The sequence below is a fragment of the Ralstonia sp. NFACC01 genome (assembly GCF_900115545.1).
In the GTDB taxonomy this organism is placed as follows: Bacteria; Pseudomonadota; Gammaproteobacteria; order Burkholderiales; family Burkholderiaceae; genus Ralstonia; species Ralstonia mojiangensis.
Window position 1 is genome coordinate 202,832 of sequence record NZ_FOWV01000002.1, and the last position, 18,288, is coordinate 221,119.

Annotated in this window: 16 protein-coding genes; 6 read left to right on the forward strand and 10 right to left on the reverse strand. The window is 65.6% G+C overall.

The genetic code is table 11. The annotated features are described in order from the left end of the window. Positions 1-135 precede the first annotated feature (135 nt). Both BM136_RS05590 and BM136_RS05595 read right to left on the reverse strand, forming a co-directional pair. Positions 136-570 (reverse strand): hypothetical protein, encoded by a 435-nt coding sequence (locus BM136_RS05590; protein ID WP_254775640.1) that lies wholly within the window; start codon positions 568-570, stop codon positions 136-138. A gap of 110 nt (positions 571-680) precedes the next feature. Beyond that, positions 681-3,599, reverse strand: coding sequence for an ABC transporter transmembrane domain-containing protein (locus BM136_RS05595; RefSeq protein ID WP_092970928.1), 2,919 nt, complete (start codon positions 3,597-3,599; stop codon positions 681-683). A gap of 230 nt (positions 3,600-3,829) precedes the next feature. Here BM136_RS05595 and BM136_RS05600 point away from each other — a divergent pair, with 230 nt between their 5' ends. Beyond that, the gene (locus tag BM136_RS05600) at positions 3,830-5,065 is read left to right on the forward strand and encodes a cystathionine gamma-synthase family protein (RefSeq protein ID WP_092970929.1); all 1,236 of its coding nucleotides are present in this window, start codon (positions 3,830-3,832) and stop codon (positions 5,063-5,065) included. A 495-nt stretch (positions 5,066-5,560) separates the two neighbouring features. Here the strand turns inward: BM136_RS05600 and BM136_RS05605 are convergent, their stop codons facing one another. The 7 genes from BM136_RS05605 to BM136_RS05635 form a co-directional block, all read right to left on the reverse strand. Then, on the reverse strand, positions 5,561-5,887 hold the full coding sequence (locus tag BM136_RS05605) for a cytochrome C oxidase subunit IV family protein (protein WP_092970930.1): 327 nt from the start codon (positions 5,885-5,887) through the stop codon (positions 5,561-5,563). Positions 5,888-5,895: 8 nt separating this feature from the next. Then, entirely contained in the window at positions 5,896-6,594 is a 699-nt protein-coding gene (locus tag BM136_RS05610; RefSeq protein WP_092970931.1) for a heme-copper oxidase subunit III family protein, read from the reverse strand. Beyond that, positions 6,591-7,199: a cytochrome c oxidase subunit 3 gene (locus tag BM136_RS05615; protein WP_092970932.1), complete on the reverse strand. Its 609-nt coding sequence runs from the start codon at positions 7,197-7,199 to the stop codon at positions 6,591-6,593. The genes BM136_RS05610 and BM136_RS05615 overlap by 4 nt, the downstream gene beginning before the upstream one ends. Continuing rightward, the gene (gene ctaD, locus BM136_RS05620) at positions 7,196-8,986 is read right to left on the reverse strand and encodes a cytochrome c oxidase subunit I (protein WP_092970933.1); all 1,791 of its coding nucleotides are present in this window, start codon (positions 8,984-8,986) and stop codon (positions 7,196-7,198) included. Before ctaD ends, BM136_RS05615 begins: the two co-directional genes overlap by 4 nt. A gap of 12 nt (positions 8,987-8,998) precedes the next feature. After that, entirely contained in the window at positions 8,999-10,156 is a 1,158-nt protein-coding gene (locus BM136_RS05625) for a cytochrome c oxidase subunit II (protein ID WP_092970934.1), read from the reverse strand. Between the two features lie 230 nt (positions 10,157-10,386). Then, positions 10,387-10,899 carry a hypothetical protein gene (locus tag BM136_RS05630; protein ID WP_027679741.1) on the reverse strand — a complete coding sequence of 171 codons (513 nt, stop codon included), beginning with the start codon at positions 10,897-10,899 and terminating at the stop codon, positions 10,387-10,389. Between the two features lie 97 nt (positions 10,900-10,996). Further along, positions 10,997-11,455 (reverse strand): DUF3293 domain-containing protein, encoded by a 459-nt coding sequence (locus tag BM136_RS05635; RefSeq protein WP_092970935.1) that lies wholly within the window; start codon positions 11,453-11,455, stop codon positions 10,997-10,999. A 146-nt stretch (positions 11,456-11,601) separates the two neighbouring features. Between BM136_RS05635 and BM136_RS05640 the strand changes: the two genes are divergently transcribed. Both BM136_RS05640 and BM136_RS05645 read left to right on the forward strand, forming a co-directional pair. After that, on the forward strand, positions 11,602-12,057 hold the full coding sequence (locus BM136_RS05640) for a universal stress protein (protein ID WP_027679743.1): 456 nt from the start codon (positions 11,602-11,604) through the stop codon (positions 12,055-12,057). Between the two features lie 103 nt (positions 12,058-12,160). Further along, positions 12,161-12,859 carry a YceH family protein gene (locus BM136_RS05645; protein WP_027679744.1) on the forward strand — a complete coding sequence of 233 codons (699 nt, stop codon included), beginning with the start codon at positions 12,161-12,163 and terminating at the stop codon, positions 12,857-12,859. A 49-nt stretch (positions 12,860-12,908) separates the two neighbouring features. Here BM136_RS05645 and edd read toward each other — a convergent pair whose 3' ends face one another. Next, positions 12,909-14,738, reverse strand: a complete 1,830-nt coding sequence (gene edd, locus BM136_RS05650; protein WP_092970936.1) for a phosphogluconate dehydratase — start codon at positions 14,736-14,738, stop codon at positions 12,909-12,911. Between the two features lie 320 nt (positions 14,739-15,058). On the opposite strand from edd, the gene zwf reads away from it, so the two are divergent. The 3 genes from zwf to BM136_RS05665 are packed head-to-tail and all read left to right on the forward strand — an operon-like array spanning position 15,059 to position 18,280. Beyond that, complete coding sequence (zwf, locus tag BM136_RS05655) at positions 15,059-16,528, forward strand: glucose-6-phosphate dehydrogenase (protein WP_092970937.1); 1,470 nt, start codon at positions 15,059-15,061, stop codon at positions 16,526-16,528. Next, positions 16,528-17,232, forward strand: a complete 705-nt coding sequence (gene pgl, locus BM136_RS05660; RefSeq protein WP_092970938.1) for a 6-phosphogluconolactonase — start codon at positions 16,528-16,530, stop codon at positions 17,230-17,232. Before zwf ends, pgl begins: the two co-directional genes overlap by 1 nt. Continuing rightward, positions 17,213-18,280, forward strand: a complete 1,068-nt coding sequence (locus BM136_RS05665; protein ID WP_092970939.1) for a glucokinase — start codon at positions 17,213-17,215, stop codon at positions 18,278-18,280. The genes pgl and BM136_RS05665 overlap by 20 nt, the downstream gene beginning before the upstream one ends. Positions 18,281-18,288 lie beyond the last annotated feature (8 nt).

Sequence of the window (18,288 nt, forward strand, 5' to 3'; positions counted from 1 at the left end):
CGGTGGGCCGTCATGGCGTGACGCGTTCGGGCCAGCCCGCCGCCGAAGTGACCGCGCAATTCTTACGTGGAGCGCAAGGAGAAACGGCGCGGCGACGGCATCACGCCCGTCGTGCCGCGCGTGAAGGGAGGGGCGTCAGGCGAGCCGCAGCGTACCGCACGTGGCAGCAGCGGCCTGTTTGGCGATGGCTCGCAGGCACGCAGCCACCACATGCGCGAAGGCTTCGTCATAGAACGGTAGCGCGCCGCTCACGCCAACCACGATGCCGTCGAGCACGGCGCTGCCCCATAGGTTGGTGTCGCCCGCGCGCAGCACGTGTGGGCGCAGTGCCTGTAGTGCGTGTGTGCTCATGCCGTGCTGCCACGCCAGCCGCGCCTTGGCGCGCGCATAGGCGGCGTAGTCCGCATCCCATTGCGCGCGATCGCCTACCGAATATTCGTAGAGCACGGCGTCATCAAAGGCCCATTCCGCAGGCGAGCGTGCAGGGTCTATCACAACGATGTGCAGGAAGCCGCTGTCGCCCACGTCCTGCGGACGCTTCATCGCTTGCGTGATGAGCGGCAGCGCCATCTCCACCGCACGGCGCGCGGCGTCGGCGCCAGCAAAGTGCGATGTGGTCTGGTGCGGTTGTTTCTGCGGTGCCTCACGTTGGGCGGAAGGATCGAAATCGGCCAGCATGCTTATGGAGACTCCTGGGCTGATTGGAAGGAAAGGGAGGCGTGCGATTCATGCGCGGGCGCACGCCGCGCGCGGATGACGCTCAGGATGGCGGTGACCAGCTCGCCGCGCTCGGTGGGCTTGGCCAGATGCAACTGGAAACCGGCCAGCAGCGCGCGCGTACGGTCTTCCGGTCTGTCATAACCGGACAGTGCGACGGCGGGCAGCCGGGCATCGAGCGGCATGTCGCGCTCGCTCTCCAGCAGGCGCACGTTGCGCAGCAGCGCGTAGCCGTCTTCGTCGTCGCCGAGCGCGATGTCGGAGACCAGCACATCGGGCCAAGAGTTGCTCGGCGCCGCACGCAAGGCGGCGAGTGCGGGCTTGGCAGCGCCATACGCGGCGACGGTGGCGCCGTAGTCTTCCAATAGCAGCTGCAGGATTTCACGGGCGTCTTCCTGGTCGTCGACGATGAGCACATGCACGCCGGACAGCGCATCTGGCGGCGGTAGCGCAGTGCGTTCGGCCCGCGGCGCCTGCGGCGCGGCGGTGGGCACGGCCTCGCCTGGTACAGCCGGGAGCGGCGCCACCGCGCGGATCGGGAAGTCCATCACATACGTGGTGCCGTCACCGTGGGGCAGCGGCACGACGGCAAAGCGCCCACCGTGCTGTTCCACCACCGAGCGGATCCACAGCGGGTCAAGCGTGGCTGCAGGCGTGGCGGCCGTGTCCTGCGCGGTTGCCGCCAGCGCGGTGTCGAACGCGCGCGGCTCCTGCCGCAACGGCGCGAGCGGGTCCACCGGGTCCAGCACGTCAAACGGCGCGGGTGCAGGCGGGGTGGTCGTGGGCCCAAAGGCCGACAGGGCGGCGTCGGGCTCCATCTCTGCGGGCGTGTGCGACGCGGTAGGAATGGCAGCCGCCGCCACCGCCGGTATGGCAATCGTGTCGGTCACGCGCAACTGCGCCATCCCTTCCACGCGCTCCAGCACGATCTCGATGCGGCTGCCCGGGTGGCTGGCCAGCACGGCGTGGCTCAGCACATCGCCCACGATGCCTTGCAGGCGGCTCGGGTCGCCCGTGATGCTCGGGGTTTCGGAACGGATGACGGAATACACGGTGATGCGGCGTGCATCGATGGCCTCGCGCAGGCCGTCTAGCACGCTCACCACCAGGGCCACGAGGTTGATGGGCTGCTGTGCCAGCCGGTGCTGGGCCTGCTCCAGGTCGGACTGCTGGCGTTGCAGGGTCCAGAGCTGGGCGTAGACGCCGTTGGCGGCCAGCAGGTCGACATGGCGGCCGCGCTCGACAATACGGCCCTTTTCCAGCACGACGATTTCGTGCGCGTCCACCACCGTGGAGAGCCGGTGCGCAATCACCAGCGTCGTGCGGTGGGCCGAGAGGCGATCCAGCTCGCGCTGGATGGCGCGTTCTGAGCGGGTGTCGAGGGCGGAGGTCGCCTCGTCGAAGATCAGGATCGACGGGTTCTTCAACAGCGCCCGCGCAATGGCAATGCGCTGCTTTTCACCGCCTGACAGCTTGAGCCCGCGCTCGCCCACCATGGTCTGGTAGCCCTCGGGCAGCGCGGCGATGAAGTCGTGCACATAGGCTGCGCGCGCCGCCTCGATCACCTCGGCCATCGTCGCGCCTTCGCGCCCGTAGGCAATGTTGTACGCGATGGTGTCGTTGAACAGGATGGTGTCTTGCGGGACGATGCCGATCGCGCGCCGCACGCTGTCTTGCGTGACCACGCGCAGGTCTTGCCCGTCGATGGACACGCGCCCCGCCCACGGGTCGTAGAAGCGCAGCAGCAGCCGCGCCAGCGTCGACTTGCCCGAGCCGCTGCCGCCCACCACCGCCACCGTGTGCCCGGCCGGAATGTGCAGCGACAGGTCGTGCAGGATGGGCCGCGTGTTCTCGTAGCCGAAATCCACATGGTCGAACTGCACCTCGCCCTGCGTCACGCGCAGCGGTGCGCCGTTGGGCAGGTCCACCACGTCGGCCCGCTGTTCAAGCAGTTGGAACAGGCGCTCGGCATTGATGGCGGCGTCTTTCGCCTCGCGGAACATGAAGCCCAGCGCGTTGAGCGGTAGGCACACCTGGATGATGTACGCGTTGATCAGCACGAGATCGCCCACCGACAGCACGCCGCGCGTCACGTCCTGCCCGGCCAGCAGCATGACGGTCGCTACACCGGCGGCAATCACGCCGCTTTGCGATACGTGCAGCAATGACAACGCACGCTGGTTGGCGACCGCCGTCTCGATGCGCTGGCGCAGGATGTCGCGGTAGCGGTGTGCCTCGAAACGCTCGCTGGTATACACCTTCACGGCTTCGTGATTGAGCATGCTGTCGAGCAGCCGGCTGCCCGCCATCGAGTCGAACTCGTTCATCTGCCGCTGCAGGCGTACGCGGCGTCGCGTGAGCAGCACGGTGGCGGTGCAATAAGCCGCAAACGTGGCCAGGATGGTGACGAGATACCACCCGCTGTAGCGGCTCATCATGATGATGAGCACGGAGCCGATCTCCACCATGGTCGGCAGGATCGTGAACAGCGCGACACCCAGCAGGAACTCGATGCCGGTGGTGCCGCGCTCCACATCGCGGATCAGCCCGCCCGTCTGCCGGCTTGCATGAAAGCGCGGCCCGAGCTGGTGCAGGTGCTCGAACGCCTGCGCCATGAAGCCCGCCACCGTGGGCTGCGACACGCGCGAGAACACCATGTCGCGCAGCTCGCCGAACAGCGTGCCGCCAAAGCGCAATACCGCATAGGCCAGCAGCAGGAAGGCCGGAAACACGCGCGCCCGCGTGGCATCGCCAAAGCCGTCGACGATCCACTTGAGCACGATCGGCACGCCCACCGCGCACAGCTTGGCGAGCACCAGCAGCCCCACGGCCACCAGCACGCGCTTGCGGTAGCGCCAGATGGCGCGCCACAACGCGCCCACGATCCGCTGCTGGAGGCTCGATGCCTCAGCAGGATGGGAAGGAGGGGAGGATGCAGGAGATGGGTTCGTCACCAGGCGTGGAATCCGGTCGGTCTTGCAACGCGAGGTGCGACGCAAGCCACGTTCCACGCCCGGCCGGCTTCCGGCGCCCAGGTGGCCCCGGAATCGCGCGATAATGCAGAACTTTCCTGCCGTTTCCTGCTGTTTCCTGCCTTTCTGCTGCCCCCGCCATGACCGGACTGACCACCGCCCTCCTGCACGCCGACCGCGAAGCCGGCGTCGAGCACTACGCCATCCACAAGCCGCTGCACACGTCCACCACGTACGGTTATACCGATACGCGCGAGCTGATCGACGTGTTCCAGGGCAAGCCCGGCTACACCTACGCGCGCCAGGGCAACCCGACCACGGCGGCACTGGAAGCCAAGATCACGATGATGGAAGCCGGCGTGGCAACCGCGTGCTTTGCGACCGGCATGGCGGCCATCATGGCGGTGTTTTCCACCATGCTCCGTGCCGGCGACCACGTGGTCTCCAGCGCCTTCCTGTTCGGCAACACCAACAGCGTGTTCGAAACGCTGCGCAACCTGGGCGTGGAAGTGACGTTCGTCGATGCCACGTCGGCCCAGGCGGTGGCCGACGCGGTGCGGCCGAATACGCGCCTCGTCTTTGTGGAAACCATTGCCAACCCGCGCACGCAAGTGGCGGATCTGAAGGGCATTGGCGACATCTGCAAGGCACGCGGCCTGATTTACGTGGTCGACAGCACGATGACGTCCCCATGGCTGTTCCGCGCGCGCGACGCGCAGGCCAGCTTGGTGGTGCATTCGCTCTCCAAGTACATCGGCGGGCACGGCAACGCGCTGGGCGGCGCGGTGGTGGATACGGGCCTGTTCGACTGGGCGGCCTATCCGAACATCTATCCGGCCTACCGCAAGGCCAAGCCGGAAATGCAGGGTATCCAGCAGATCCGCAAGAAGGGCCTGCGCGACCAGGGCGCCACGTTGATTGCCGATGCCGCGCACCGCATTGCCGTGGGCGCCGAAACAATGGCCCTGCGTGTCGACCGCACCTGCAGCAACGCGCTGGCGCTGGCCCGCACGCTGGCGGCGCACCCGAAGGTGGCACGTGTCTACTACCCCGGCCTGCCGGAGCACCCCCAGCACGCCCGCGCCGCCGAGTTGTTCCGTCACTACGGCGGCCTGCTGAGCTTCGAACTGGTGGACGGCGCTGATTACGTCGACATGCTCGACCACCTGCGCTACGCCGTGCGCGCCACGCACCTGGGCGACACGCGCACGCTGGTGATTCCGGTGGCGCCCACCATCTACTGGGAAATGGGCGCCGAGCGCCGCGCGTCGATGGGCATTGCCGATTCGCTCGTGCGCGTGTCGGTCGGCATCGAGGATGAAGCCGATCTGGTGGCGGACTTCACGCAGGCGCTGGACGCCATCCACCTCGGCTAAATCTCCTCGCCTTGGCAACGCGGCGGCCCAAGACAAGGCTGCCCGTTCGCCCGCGAGTGTTGGAGCATCGCGCTCCACGATCGAACACTCGCATTCCACCCTCGGATGGTGGCGCTCCAGGCGCAAACACTGGCGCTCCACCGTGCGAGCGTCGAGCGTGGGGCGCAATGGGTCGAACGTGACGCTTTGAGGCCCGAACGCCACCGTCACGGGGTCGTGCCCCAATGTCAAACACACGATTGCCGCGCTCGGACGCTGGCGTTTCAGTCTCGAACACTCGAACGCCACTGTCCGAGGCTGACGCTCCGCCCTCGGAAGGTCACGCTCGACCGGTTGAGGCTGGCGTTCCACTGTCTGAGGGTCGAACGCCACAGTCGGAGGTCGAAATTTTGGACCTCAGACTGCGGAGTGCGACTGTTTGAGGTCCACGTTCCGCCCTCCGGGGGCCGGATGCGAGCCTCGCCGGGCCGTGCTTGGCCCCCGCCCAGCCCGGGCTCAATGGAAGAACAGCATGCGCATGCCAAAGGTGTGATGCGCTTCCGCCGCCATCAGCACCATCAGCACGAGCAACGCCAGCGGCGGCAGCAGGATCGCGTACACCAGGGCCAGCCGCTCCCACATCATGTGCATGAACACGGAGACGATCAGCCCGGCCTTGGCGATCATGAACACGATGATCAGCGTCCAGCGCATCAGCCCCTGCACGTGGAAATAATCGACCAGGTACGACATCGTGCTCAGCACGAACAACAGGCCCCAGATCTTCAGGTAGATGCCGATGGGGTGTTGTTGCCCGTGGGCAGAGGGTTCCGCGTGGTCCATGACAGGCCTCACCACAGGTAGAACAACGCAAAGATGAACACCCAGACGAGATCCACAAAGTGCCAGTAGAGGCCCGCGATCTCCACGATCTGGAAATTGCCGTGTTCGGCAAAGCCCGGCTGCAGGATCTTGCGCGCGACCAGCAACAGGTAGATCACGCCGCACGTCACGTGAAAGCCGTGGAAGCCGGTGATCATGAAAAAGCATGCGCCAAACTGCGCCGCGCCCAGCGGGTTGCCCCACGGGCGGATGCCCTCATGCACGATCAGCTTGGTCCACTCGAACGCCTGCATCGACACGAACGCCGCGCCCAGGATGGCGGTCGCCAGCATGAGCAGCGCCGCCCGCTTTGCCTCGCGCCGGTAGCCGAAGTTCACCGCCATGGCCATCGTGCCGCTGCTGCTGATGAGCACGAACGTCATGATGGCGATCAGCAGGAGCGGCACTTCCACCCCGCCCACCGAGAGCCCGAACACCTTGGACGGGTCGGGCCACGGCACGGTGGTCGACATGCGCACCGTCATGTAGCCAACCAGGAAGCTGCTGAAGACAAAGGTGTCTGACAGCAGGAAGATCCACATCATGGCCTTGCCCCACGGCACCTTGAAGGTTTCGCGGTCGGCCGACCAGTCGTTGACGATGCCGGGCCAGCCTTTGGCGGCGTCTGCCGAGACTGCCGAGTCGGTTGGAAGCGTGGAGTGGCTCATGGCGTGGCTCCATACAACGGCCCGCAGATGGCGCTGACGAATGCGGGCGTGATCCACCACATCGCGGCCAGCAGCACCAGCCACACGGCCAGCAGAAAGTGCCAGTACGTCGCGCAGAGGGCAACGGCGCGCTGGGTGCGCTCGGCGTTCTTGCGCAGGCGCGCGACCGTCACCGCCCAGACGACAAGGCCGCCGATCACATGCGCTGCATGCAAGCCGGTGAACACATACAGAAAGCTGTTGGACGGGTTGACCGCCACGCCTTGCCCGGTGGCAGACAGTTGCTGCCACGCTGCCCATTGCCCCAGCACGAACAGCGCGGCAAGCGCGCCACCGGCCAGCAGCCAGGGCGTGCGGCGCGCGTCGGAGCGCCTTGCCCTTTCCATGGCGACGCTCGCCAGCGCCAGCACGCCGGTGTTCCACCACAGCAGCACCGGGTGGGGAACCGGCATCCAATCCGGCTCGCGCATGCGCATGGCGTAGGCCAGGATCAGCAGCGAGAACAGCGCTGTCACCACGGCCATGAATACGCGCAGGCCGATGCGCCCGGCGTGCGGCAATACGGGCGAAGTATTGGGAACAAAGTGGCGGGGCAGGGTCGTCATGTGCACACCCCGTTGGTGTGGAGGTGGCTGGTTCCCGGCTGCGCTTGCACCCCCGCTCCCATGTCGGGTGCGCCGGTGGGCGGTTCGTTCTGCGGCACGAAGTCATCCGCGCGGCCCGGCGGGCTGTACTCGTACGCCCAGCGATAGACCACCGGCAGTGTGGGCCCCCAGTTGCCGTGCACGGGCGGCGTCTGCGGCGTCTGCCACTCGAGCGTGGTTGCACGCCACGGGTTGGCCTCGGCCTTCCTGCCGCGCACGAGGCTCCACGCCAGGTTGAAGAGGAACAGCAACTGCGCCACGCCCACGATGATGGCGATGACGGTGATGAACGTATTCAGCGTCTGCGCCGAGGGCGGGATGAAGCTGTAACCCTCATATGCGTAATACCGGCGCGGCATGCCGAGCACACCCAGGTAGTGCATCGGGAAGTAGATCAGGTACGTGCCGATGAAGGTGATCCAGAAATGCGCGCGGCCGAGCGTGTCGTTCAGCATGCGGCCCGTCACCTTCGGGTACCAGTGATAGAGCCCGCCAAACACAACGAGGATCGGCGACACGCCCATCACCATGTGGAAGTGCGCCACCACGAAGTACGTGTTGGACAGCGGAATGTCCACGCTGACGTTGCCCAGGAACAGCCCCGTCAACCCGCCGATGACGAACGTGCTGATGAAGCCGATGGCAAACAGCATCGGCACGGTCAGATGGATGTCGCCGCGCCAAAGCGTGAGCACCCAGTTGTAGACCTTGAGCGCCGTCGGGATGGCGATGATGAGCGTGGTGGTGGCAAAGAAGAACCCGAAGTACGGGTTCATGCCCGACACGAACATGTGGTGCGCCCAGACGACGAACGACAGCACACCGATGATCAGGATGGCCCACACCATCATCCGGTAGCCGAAGATGTTCTTGCGTGCGTGCGTGCTGATGAGGTCCGACACGATGCCGAAAGCGGGCAGCGCGACGATGTACACCTCGGGGTGCCCGAAGAACCAGAACAGGTGCTGGAACAGCAGCGGGCTGCCGCCGCTGTGCTTGAGCTGTTGCCCCATCGACACCACCGCCGGCACGAAGAAGCTGGTGCCCAGCGTCTTGTCGAGCAGCATCATGATGGCCGACACGAACAGCGCCGGAAATGCCAGCAGGGCCAGCACCGTTGCCGTAAAGATGCCCCACACCGTGAGCGGCATGCGCATGAGCGTCATGCCGCGCGTGCGCGCCTGCAGCGTGGTGGTCACGTAGTTCAGCCCGCCCATGGTGGCCGCCACGATAAAGATCCCAAGCGACACCAGCATCAGCACGATGCCCCATTCGGTGCCGGGCGTGCCCGGCAGGATTGCCTGCGGCGGATACAACGTCCAGCCCGCGCCGGTGGGCCCTCCCGGCACGAAAAAGCTCGCCACCAGCACCAGCACGGCCAGCAGATACACCCAGTAGCTGAGCATGTTCAGAAACGGAAACACCATGTCGCGCGCGCCCAGCATCAGCGGGATCAGGTAGTTGCCGAAGCCACCGAGGAACAGTGCCGTGAGCAGGTAGATCACCATGATCATTCCGTGCATGGTGACGAACTGGTAGTAGTGGTTGGCGTCGATAAAGGCGAACTTGCCCGGAAAGCCCAGCTGCAGCCGCATCAGGTTCGACAGCACGAGCCCCACCAGCCCGATGGCGATGGCCGTGAGCGAATACTGCACCGCGATGACCTTGTGGTCCTGGCTCCAGACGTAGCGTGTCCAGAAGCTTTGAGGTGCGTGACCCTGGTCGTGGTCAGCGTGTCCGTAGGACATGGTTTCTCCTCGCTACGGTTTTGCGGCGGTCGCCGCAGCGTCGCCACCTTGCGCTTTGATGTACGCCACCAGCGCTGCGAGTTCCTGCTCGCTCAGGTCGAAGTTCGGCATGATGGGCGCGAAGCCTTTGACCACACGCGCTTTCGGATCGCGGATGAAGGCGCGCAGATAGGCTTCATCGGCCACTGCGGTCGAGCCGTCGGCCATGGTCTGTGTGGAGCGGTACAAGCCCTTCCATGTCGGGCCGACGCCAGGGGTGCCATTCACCGAGTGGCAGGCGACGCAGCCTTTGGCCTGGGCGAGCGCCTGGCCCTGATCGGCCAGCGCCTGCGCGCTTCCACCGGCCGCAGCCGGTGCGGCCAGGACTTTTGCTCGCTGGCTTTGTTCGAAGGTGGTCTGTCGCGCCAGCCAGCGCGCAAACGCAGCCTCGTCTTCTACCACCACCACGCCGCGCATATTCGAATGGCCGATACCGCAGAGCTGCGCGCACAGGATGTCGTAACGCCCCGCCTTGGTGGGCGTGAACCAGAACGTGGTGATCATGCCCGGCACCATGTTCATGCGTGCACGGAACGGCGGCACGTAAAAGTCGTGCAGCACATCGCGCGAGCGCGCCAGCACCTGGATCGGGCGGTTGATCGGCAGGTGCAGTTCGGGGGTTTCGATCAGGACGTTGTCGCGTCCGTTCGGGTCAGCCGGGTTCATGCCGAACGGGTTGTCGTTGCTCATGTAGCGCACGTCGGTCGTGCCGAGCTTGCCGCCGGGGCCGGCAAAGCGGAAGCGCCATTGCCACTGCTGGCCGAGCACTTCCATCTGCAGGGCGTTCGGTGGTGGGCGTACGTAATCGGCATAGACGAACAGGCCGGGCGCGAGCAGCGCGGCCACACCCACGCTGGTGACGCCGATCAGCCACCATTCCAGTCGCGTGTTGTGCGGCTCGTAGGCGGCGCGTTGGTTGGGTTGGCCATCGCGATGGCGATAGCGCAGGAGCGCCGCGACGACGAAGAGGTTGATGGCGACAAACAGCACGCCGGTGATGACGATGGTGATCGTCAGCGTGTCGTCCATGCGCACCCAGTTGGAGGCGATCGGGGTGATCCACCACGGGCTGGCAAAGTGAAACCCCACCGCCAGCACGACGATCAGCACGAGCGCAATCGCAAGGGCCATGGGCACCTCCGGCGAGGGACTCCCTCAACACGCTAAAGACAGGCTAGGTCGCGCACTCGGATCGTGCAAGGCAACGTAAGGACGAGGCACACCCCGCGTACGGATCGCGCCGACGCGCCGTCTGCATGCTGCGCCGCAATGCAAAACGGCCGCCTCCGGCATGTGTTGCCAGAGGCGGCCGCCTCCTGATGGCGCCGCTCAGCTTGCGGCGCCGCAGGAAAAAGGTTGTGTCAGCGCATCGGTTCGCGCACGCGCCGCTCCAGCATGCCGTAGGTGATGGCCGTTACCACCCCGAACAGCAGGTTCGCGAGCAGTGGCCCTGAGCCGCGCTCCGAAACAAACCACGGAAACACCGCCGTCATGCCATAGAAGTTCACCACGTACGCGACGATCCCGAAGGCCACGCCGACGGCCGCGAGCATGCCGGGGCTCGAATCGAAGTGAAACGGCGCGATGATGGCGCCAAGGATCATCCCCATGATGGCGCCCAGTACGAAGTGCAGCACGAGCGCCGTCGCCACGATGCTGTAGCTGAACAACGACATCTCTTCCAGTGCGCCCCGACCCATGACCATGGCGGCGATCTTGTGGGTCGGGCGCCAGGGGCTTTCATTGAGCACCATGGTCGACCAGAAGAATTCGAGCACGATGACCAGTGCGCCGCCCACGAGGCCGGCCACGCTGGCGGCGAGCCAGTCGGGCATGCGGCGCTCCCAATGATGCGATTGCATGTGCAGTTCCATACGAACCTCCTGCTGATGTATCCACGCAAGCACTTAGGAATCGGAAGCGCCACTTACGGTGCTGCAAAGCGCTGTGCGCCAAGTGCCCTGTGCAGAATCAGTCTGGCAGATACGGGTGCCAACGCAAGGTACAAAATCCATGCGCATCGCACAGCACTACGGCGTTTTGCTCGAACGTGAGCATCAAGGTATCGGCAACCGAAGGGTCTTCGATGAACAGAAGCAGGCTCGGTTCGGATGACCACGCGTTCGGCGGGGCATCTTCCGGCGGGCCGCCTTCGCCCGAGAGCCAGGCCATGCCGCGTGCGATGGCCCAGGCAAGCAGCTCGGCCTGCCGCGCGGCGTTTTCATCGGCAGACACCGCGTGCGAAAACGGCTGATGCGCCGTCATGAAGACGGCCCACGGCACGTTGGCTTGCGCGAGCAATGCCGCCACGCACGGGTTGATGGCATCGACGCGCAACAGCACATCGCCCTCCGGTGCGCTGATGCGATACCGCGCGCTGCGATAAGCGGCAATCAATTCGGGCGTGGGGGCGGGCGGATGACGGTGCATTGTTGCGTCGCATGGTCGCGGCCATCTGATTTGGCGCAACGCAAAAGGGCGGTCGATGTCACAGAATAGCGTGTGGGTGGCCCAAGCGCTTCCCCAGCACAGTCAGCACAGTATTCCGACAACCACTCTCCTGCGAGGCTTGAACCATGTACAAGAAGATCCTGGTCGCCATTGATGGCAGCGAAACCAGCAAGCTGGCCCTGGCCGAGGCCGTGCGCCTTGCCAAGGCATTCCAGAGCACCATCCGCGCCGTCTATATCGTCGACAGCCCCGCCATGCTCTTCGACGTCGGCTATTACGACCCGACCGAGCTACGCAAGTCGTTTATCGAAGCCGGCACCGCGTTGCTGGCCGACACCGCCGCAACGCTCACCTCCGCGGGTTTGCAGCAGGAAACGGTGCTGGTGGAAACCCAGCACGTGGGTGAGGATGTGGCGGGTGCCCTGCAGGCCGAAGCGGTGCGAAGCGGCGCCGATGTGGTCGTGATCGGCACGCACGGCCGCCGTGGCCTGGCGCATGCGATGCTGGGCAGCGTGGCCGAGAAGTTCATCCGCCAGGCGACCACGCCGGTGTTGCTGGTACGCGGTCCGGCCAAGGGCTGAGCCTCGGTTGTCATTGCGCAGGCAGGGCCTCCTGCCTGCGGGTGCCGGATATGATGTCGGGATTCGATTTGCCCCAACCCAGCGTATCCGTCGCCGTCCCATCATGAATATCAATCCCGACGCTGTGCAGCGTCGCGCCATCCGTACTCTGACCGCCCTTGAAGGACGCGTGCTCGGCGTTCTGGTCGAAAAGCAGCACACGGTGCCCGACACTTATCCGCTGACGCTCAACGCGCTGGCGGCCGGCTGCAATCAGAAAACCGCAAGAGCGCCGGTCATGTCCGTTACCGAAGCCGAGATCCTCACGGCCATTGACGGGCTGAAGTCCCTGAGCCTGGTCATGGAGGGCAGCAGCAGCCGCGTGCCGCGCTTCGAGCACAACATGAACCGCGTGCTGGGCGTGCCAAGTCAATCCGTCGCGTTGCTCACGGTGCTGTTGCTGCGCGGCCCGCAGACCGCAGCCGAGTTGCGACTGAACGCGGCGCGGTTCCACGCCTTTGCCGACATTTCATCCGTTGAAGCGTTTCTGGACGAACTGGCAGAGAACGATCCGCCCTATGTCGTGAAGCTGCAGCGTATGCCGGGGGAGCGTGAAAGCCGTTGGATGCACCTGCTGTGCGGTGAAGTTGCGCAGGCCGACATCCGGCAGGGCGCCGGGGTTGACGAGTCCATCGCGCCGTCTGAGTTTGAAGCGCTGAAGGCCGAGCAGAAGCAGTTGGCCGACAAGGTGGCCAGGCTGCAGGCGCTTGTCGAACAGATGGCGGGTGAGCTGGGTATCTCGATCGACAAGTCGATGCTGTAAACACAACCGGCCGAGGCCTCGGGCCTGGGCCGGTTGGATCGTCTTCAGCCTATGCGCCGGCCGATACGAACAACGTGCAGGCGCCTTCTTCCGCTGCGGACACATTGCGGCGGAAACCCGAGAACAGGTCTCGCCCAACGCCGGCGTGGTAATGCGACAGATCGGGCACGCTGACCTGGCGGGCATTCCACTCCGCCTCCGGCACGCGCACTTGCAGCGTGCCCGCTTCGGCATCCAGCACGACGATGTCGCCATCGCGCACACGCGCCAGCGGCCCACCGTGGAGCGCTTCCGGCGTGATGTGAATGGCGGCCGGCACCTTGCCCGATGCGCCCGACATGCGGCCGTCCGTCACCAGCGCGACCTTGAAACCGCGCTCCTGCAGCACCGACAGCGTTGGCGTGAGCTTGTGCAGTTCGGGCATGCCGTTGGCGGCCGGGCCCTGATACGGCAGCACGGCCACGAAATCGCGCTCCAGTTCGCCGGCTTTGAACGCGTTGATCAGATCGTCCTGCGCCAGGAACACGCGCGCCGGCGCTTCCACAAAACGATGTTCCGGCTTGACCGCCGACACCTTGATGACCGAGCGCCCGATGTTGCCGTCGAGCACGCGCAGGCCGCCGTCCGGCGAGAACGGCTCGGCCACGCCGCGCACGATGTTGGTATCGAGCGAGGCGGCAGCGCCATCGCGCCACACGAGCTTGTCACCGTCAAGGAATGGCTCCTGCGAATGGCGGCGCAGGCCCTTGCCCATGATCGTCGTCACATCGTCGTGCAGCAGGCCCGCATCGATCAGCTCGCGAATCACGATGGAGAGGCCACCCGCGGCCTGGAATTCGTTCACGTCGGCCTTGCCGTTCGGGTACACACGCGCCAGCAGCGGAATCACGCCCGACAGGTCGTTGAAGTCGTCCCACGTGAGCAGGATGCCGGCCGCACGGGCCATCGCCACCAGATGCAGCGTGTGGTTGGTCGAGCCGCCGGTGGCGAGCAGGCCGACGATGCCGTTGACGAAGGCGCGTTCATCCAGCACGTCGGCAATGGGGGTGTATTGGTCGCCGCTGAAGACAAGCTTGAGCGCCTGGCGCGCCGACTCACGCGTGAGCGCTTCGCGCAGCGGCGTGTTCGGGTTGATGAAGGCGGTGCCCGGCAGATGCAGGCCCATCACCTCCATCAGCATCTGGTTGGAGTTGGCCGTGCCGTAGAACGTGCAGGTGCCGGCGCCGTGGTACGACTTGGATTCGGCTTCGAGCAGGTCGGCGCGCGAGAGCTTGCCCTCGGCGTAAAGCTGCCGCGTGCGGGCTTTTTCATCATTGCTGATGCCGGTGGTCATCGGACCGGCCGGCACGAACACGGCGGGCAGGTGGCCGAACGACAGCGCGCCAATCACCAGCCCTGGCACGATCTTGTCGCACACGCCCAGGTACAGCGCCGCGTCGAACATCTGGTGCGACAACGCCACGGCCGTCGACAAGGCAATCGTGTCGCGCGAGAACAGCGACAGCTCCATCCCGTCCTGGCCCTGCGTGACGCCATCGCACATGGCCGGTACGCCACCGGCAAACTGCGCGGTGCCGCCGGCTTCCAGCGCAGCCTGCTTGAGCCACGCCGGAAACGCCTCCAGCGGCTGATGCGCCGACAGCATGTCGTTGTAGGCGGAGACGATGCCGAGGTTCGGCTGCTCCAGCGCTTTCAGGCGGATCTTCGCTTCGCCCGGCATGGCCGCAAAACCGTGCGCGAGGTTCGTGCACGAGAGCAGCGTACGCTCGACCTTGCGGCCGGCATTCTTGCGGGTGACATCCAGATAGGCCTGGCGGGGGCCGCGGCTGCGGTCGATGATGCGCTGTGTGACGGCGGCCAAAGTGCGGTGCAGGGCCATGCGGGTTCTCCTGGGGGGGTAGGTCCGGGCAGGACGGAATGCTGTAATTTTCCTACAAATGCGCCGCATGTGGTGCAGGGTTTTCCACAGGTATCGCATCCGATGCAGCGCCGATAACACGGGCGAGCACGCGAATTGCGTGCCAGAAGTCGCGCCGAAGCCCACGCCCTGCGGCAAAAGTCTCGCCGGAAACGCTTGCCCGGGCAGTTTCACGAACGCCTTGCTCGCGATGTAGTAATACTACAAAATGAGCTTAAAAGACGTGGCTTTGCTAGTCAGCTAGGCTAGCCTAATCGATGGCTCACACACAGGAGATGACGATGTCGGTGCCCGCATTCGACATGGTGTTGTTCGGCGGTACGGGCGATCTTGCCCGCCGCAAGCTGATTCCGGCCTTGTTCGATGCGCATCAGGGCGGCGAACTGCACCCCCGTGGGCGGATCTTCGCCATCGGCACGCAGCCGCTGGAGACAGCCGGCTACCTTGCCCTGCTGGAGCGCGAAACGCGCCCGACCATGCGCCTGTATTCCGGCGCGCCTGTCTCCGATGACGCCTGGGCCTCGTTTGCCGAGCGCATCGTTTATCAGCAGGTCGACGCCCGCAAGCCCGAGCAGTTCGACGGATTGGCCGCCGCGCTCGGTGAAGACCGCGCCCCGGTAACCGTGTGCTACTTGGCCACCGCCCCGGGCTTCTTCATCGACATCTGCGCGCAGCTCGCCCGTGTCGGGCTGAATACGCCGAATGTGCGGCTGGTGCTGGAAAAGCCGCTGGGCACCGATCTCGCATCAAACGAGCGCATCAACTCCGCCGTGGCCGAGTTCTTTGCCGAAGACCAGATCTACCGGATCGACCACTACCTCGGGAAAGAGTCTGTCCAGAACCTGATGGCGATCCGCTTTGGCAACGCGCTGTTCGAGCCGTTGTGGCGCCGCGAGTGGATCAAGGACGTGCAGATCACCATTGCCGAGCAGCTTGGCGTGGAAAAGCGCGGCGACTTCTACGACGGTGTCGGCGCGCTGCGCGACATGGTGCAGAACCACCTGCTGCAACTGCTATGTATCGTCGCCATGGAACCGCCGTCGAGCCTGTCGCAAGACGCCATCCGCGATGAGAAGCTGAAAATCCTCAAGGCGCTCAAGCCGATCCCGCTGCAGGAGGTGCCTGAGAAGACCGTGCGCGGCCAGTATCAGGAAGGCGCCATCGCGGGGCAGCCGGTGCAGGGCTACCTGCATGAGCAGGGCATTCCGCCGGACAGCCGTACGGAAACCTTCGTCGCCATCAAGGCCGAAATTGCCAACTGGCGCTGGGCCGGCGTGCCGTTCTACCTGCGCACGGGCAAGCGCATGCCGCAGCGCCTGGCGGAGATCGTGGTGCGTTTTCACGACGTGCCGCACGCGCTGTTTCCCAAGCCGCTGATCCAGTTTCCGGAAAACCGTCTCGTCATCCGCCTGCAGCCTGAAGAGAGCATCCGCCTGCAGTTCCTGACCAAGACGCCGGGCGCGGCGCTCGGCCTGCAGCCGTCCACGCTGGACCTGGACTTTACCGACCACGGCGGCGTGCGCCATGCCGGCGCGTATGAGCGGCTGTTGATGGACGCCGTCAACGGCAAGCTGGGCCTGTTCGTGCGCCGCGATGAACAGGCCGAAGCGTGGCGCTGGGTCGAACCGATCATTGAAGCGTGGAACGAAGCACGCATTCCGCCCAAGGGCTACACCGCGGGTAGCTGGGGCCCGGCGGCATCGAGCGCGCTGCTCTCGCGCGACAACGCTGCCTGGCACGAGGAGATGTAATGGCGATGCGCTGGCACGCAGTTCCAGACGCCGAGGCGCAGGTGCAAGCGTTGGCAGCGTCCATTGCCAACACGCTCACGCATGTGATCGAAGAACAGGGCAGCGTGTGCCTGGCCGTGTCGGGCGGGCGTTCGCCCATCGCGCTGTTTTCCGCGCTGCGTGTGTTGCCGCTGCGCTGGGCCGATGTGTCGATCACGCTGGTCGACGAGCGTGCCGTGCCGCCCGAGCACGCCGACAGCAACGCGCGCCTCGTCCGCGAGCACCTGTTGCAGGACGCGGCGGCGGCGGCGCGCTTTTTTCCACTGGTGTTGCCACCGCACGTGCACGGTGAATCGGTTGACGTGGATGCGTGCGTGGCGACTGCCAATGATCCGTTTCAGCAACCCGACGTAGTGATTCTCGGTATGGGGGACGATGGGCATACCGCATCGTTGTTTCCCGACGCGCCTGAATTGAACGAGGGCATCGATCGCACGCAGGCTCCGGCTTATCTGCCGGTGCGCCCGGGCACAGCGCCGCATCGGCGTATCAGCCTGAATCTGTCTGCGCTGTGTGCGGCGCGGCGATTGTTCCTTTCGATCTCAGGACCGGTCAAGCGCGGTGTGTTCGACGATGCCGCGCGAGGCGTGGCACAGCGTGCGCTGCCGGTGAGCTACGTCATTCATCAGCGGGAGGTACCGCTCGATGTCTATTGGACTACATGAGGTGAACGCGGGCACGGGGGCTGACCAATTGGCCGACATGCTGGCCTACCCGCGGCTGGTGGCCGATGTGGGCGGCACCAACGTGCGCTTTGCGGTGGAGATGGCGCCCATGCGCCTGGCCCACATCGGTGTGCTGGCCGGCGATGACTACCCTTCGCTGGAAGCGGCCATGCGTGCGTACCTGGCATCGTTGCCGCCGGAAATCGCAACCGCCGGCGTGCGTCATGCGGCCATCGGCATCGCCAATCCGGTGCTGGGCGACCAGATTCGCATGACCAACCGCGATTGGGCGTTCTCGATCGAGGCAATGCGGCAGTCGCTGGGCTTCGACACCTTCGTCGTGCTCAACGACTTTGCCGCGCTGGCGCACGCGTTGCCGTATCTGCCTGCAGAGGAGCTGGAACAGGTGGGTGGCGGTGCGAGCCTGGCCGATGCACCGCGGGCGCTGCTCGGCGCCGGCACCGGCTTGGGTGTTGCATCGCTGGTGCCGACGTCGGATGGCCGCTACATCGCTGTGGCTGGCGAGGGCGGCCATGTCGCCTTTCCGCCGATGAACGACGAGGAAGCGGTCATCTGGCGCTTCGCACGCGAGCGCTTCGGCCATGTGTCGGCCGAGCGGCTGATCTCCGGCATGGGTCTGGAACTGATCTACGAGGCGCTGGGTGCATGCTTCGACCTCTGGCAGCAAGGCCCCACCTTGCGCCGCGCGGCGGACATCACCGCCATCGCATTGGGCGAGATGGAAGATGCCGCTGGCGACCACGCGCGCTGCCGCTATGCCGTCGATACGTTCTGCGCGTTTCTCGGCACCATCGCGGCCAACCTGGCGGTCACGCTGGGTGCGCGCGGCGGCGTGTACATCGGCGGCGGCATCGTCCCGCGTCTGGGGCCGGCGTTTGCCAACTCACCGTTCCGGCGCCGCTTTGAAGACAAGGGCCGCTTCTCGGCCTATGTGGCATCGATGCCGGTGTACGTGATTCATTCTCCGTACCCGGGGCTGATCGGCCTTTGCGCTGCCATGGACCACGCGGTGGCCCAGGGGCACTGACGCAACGC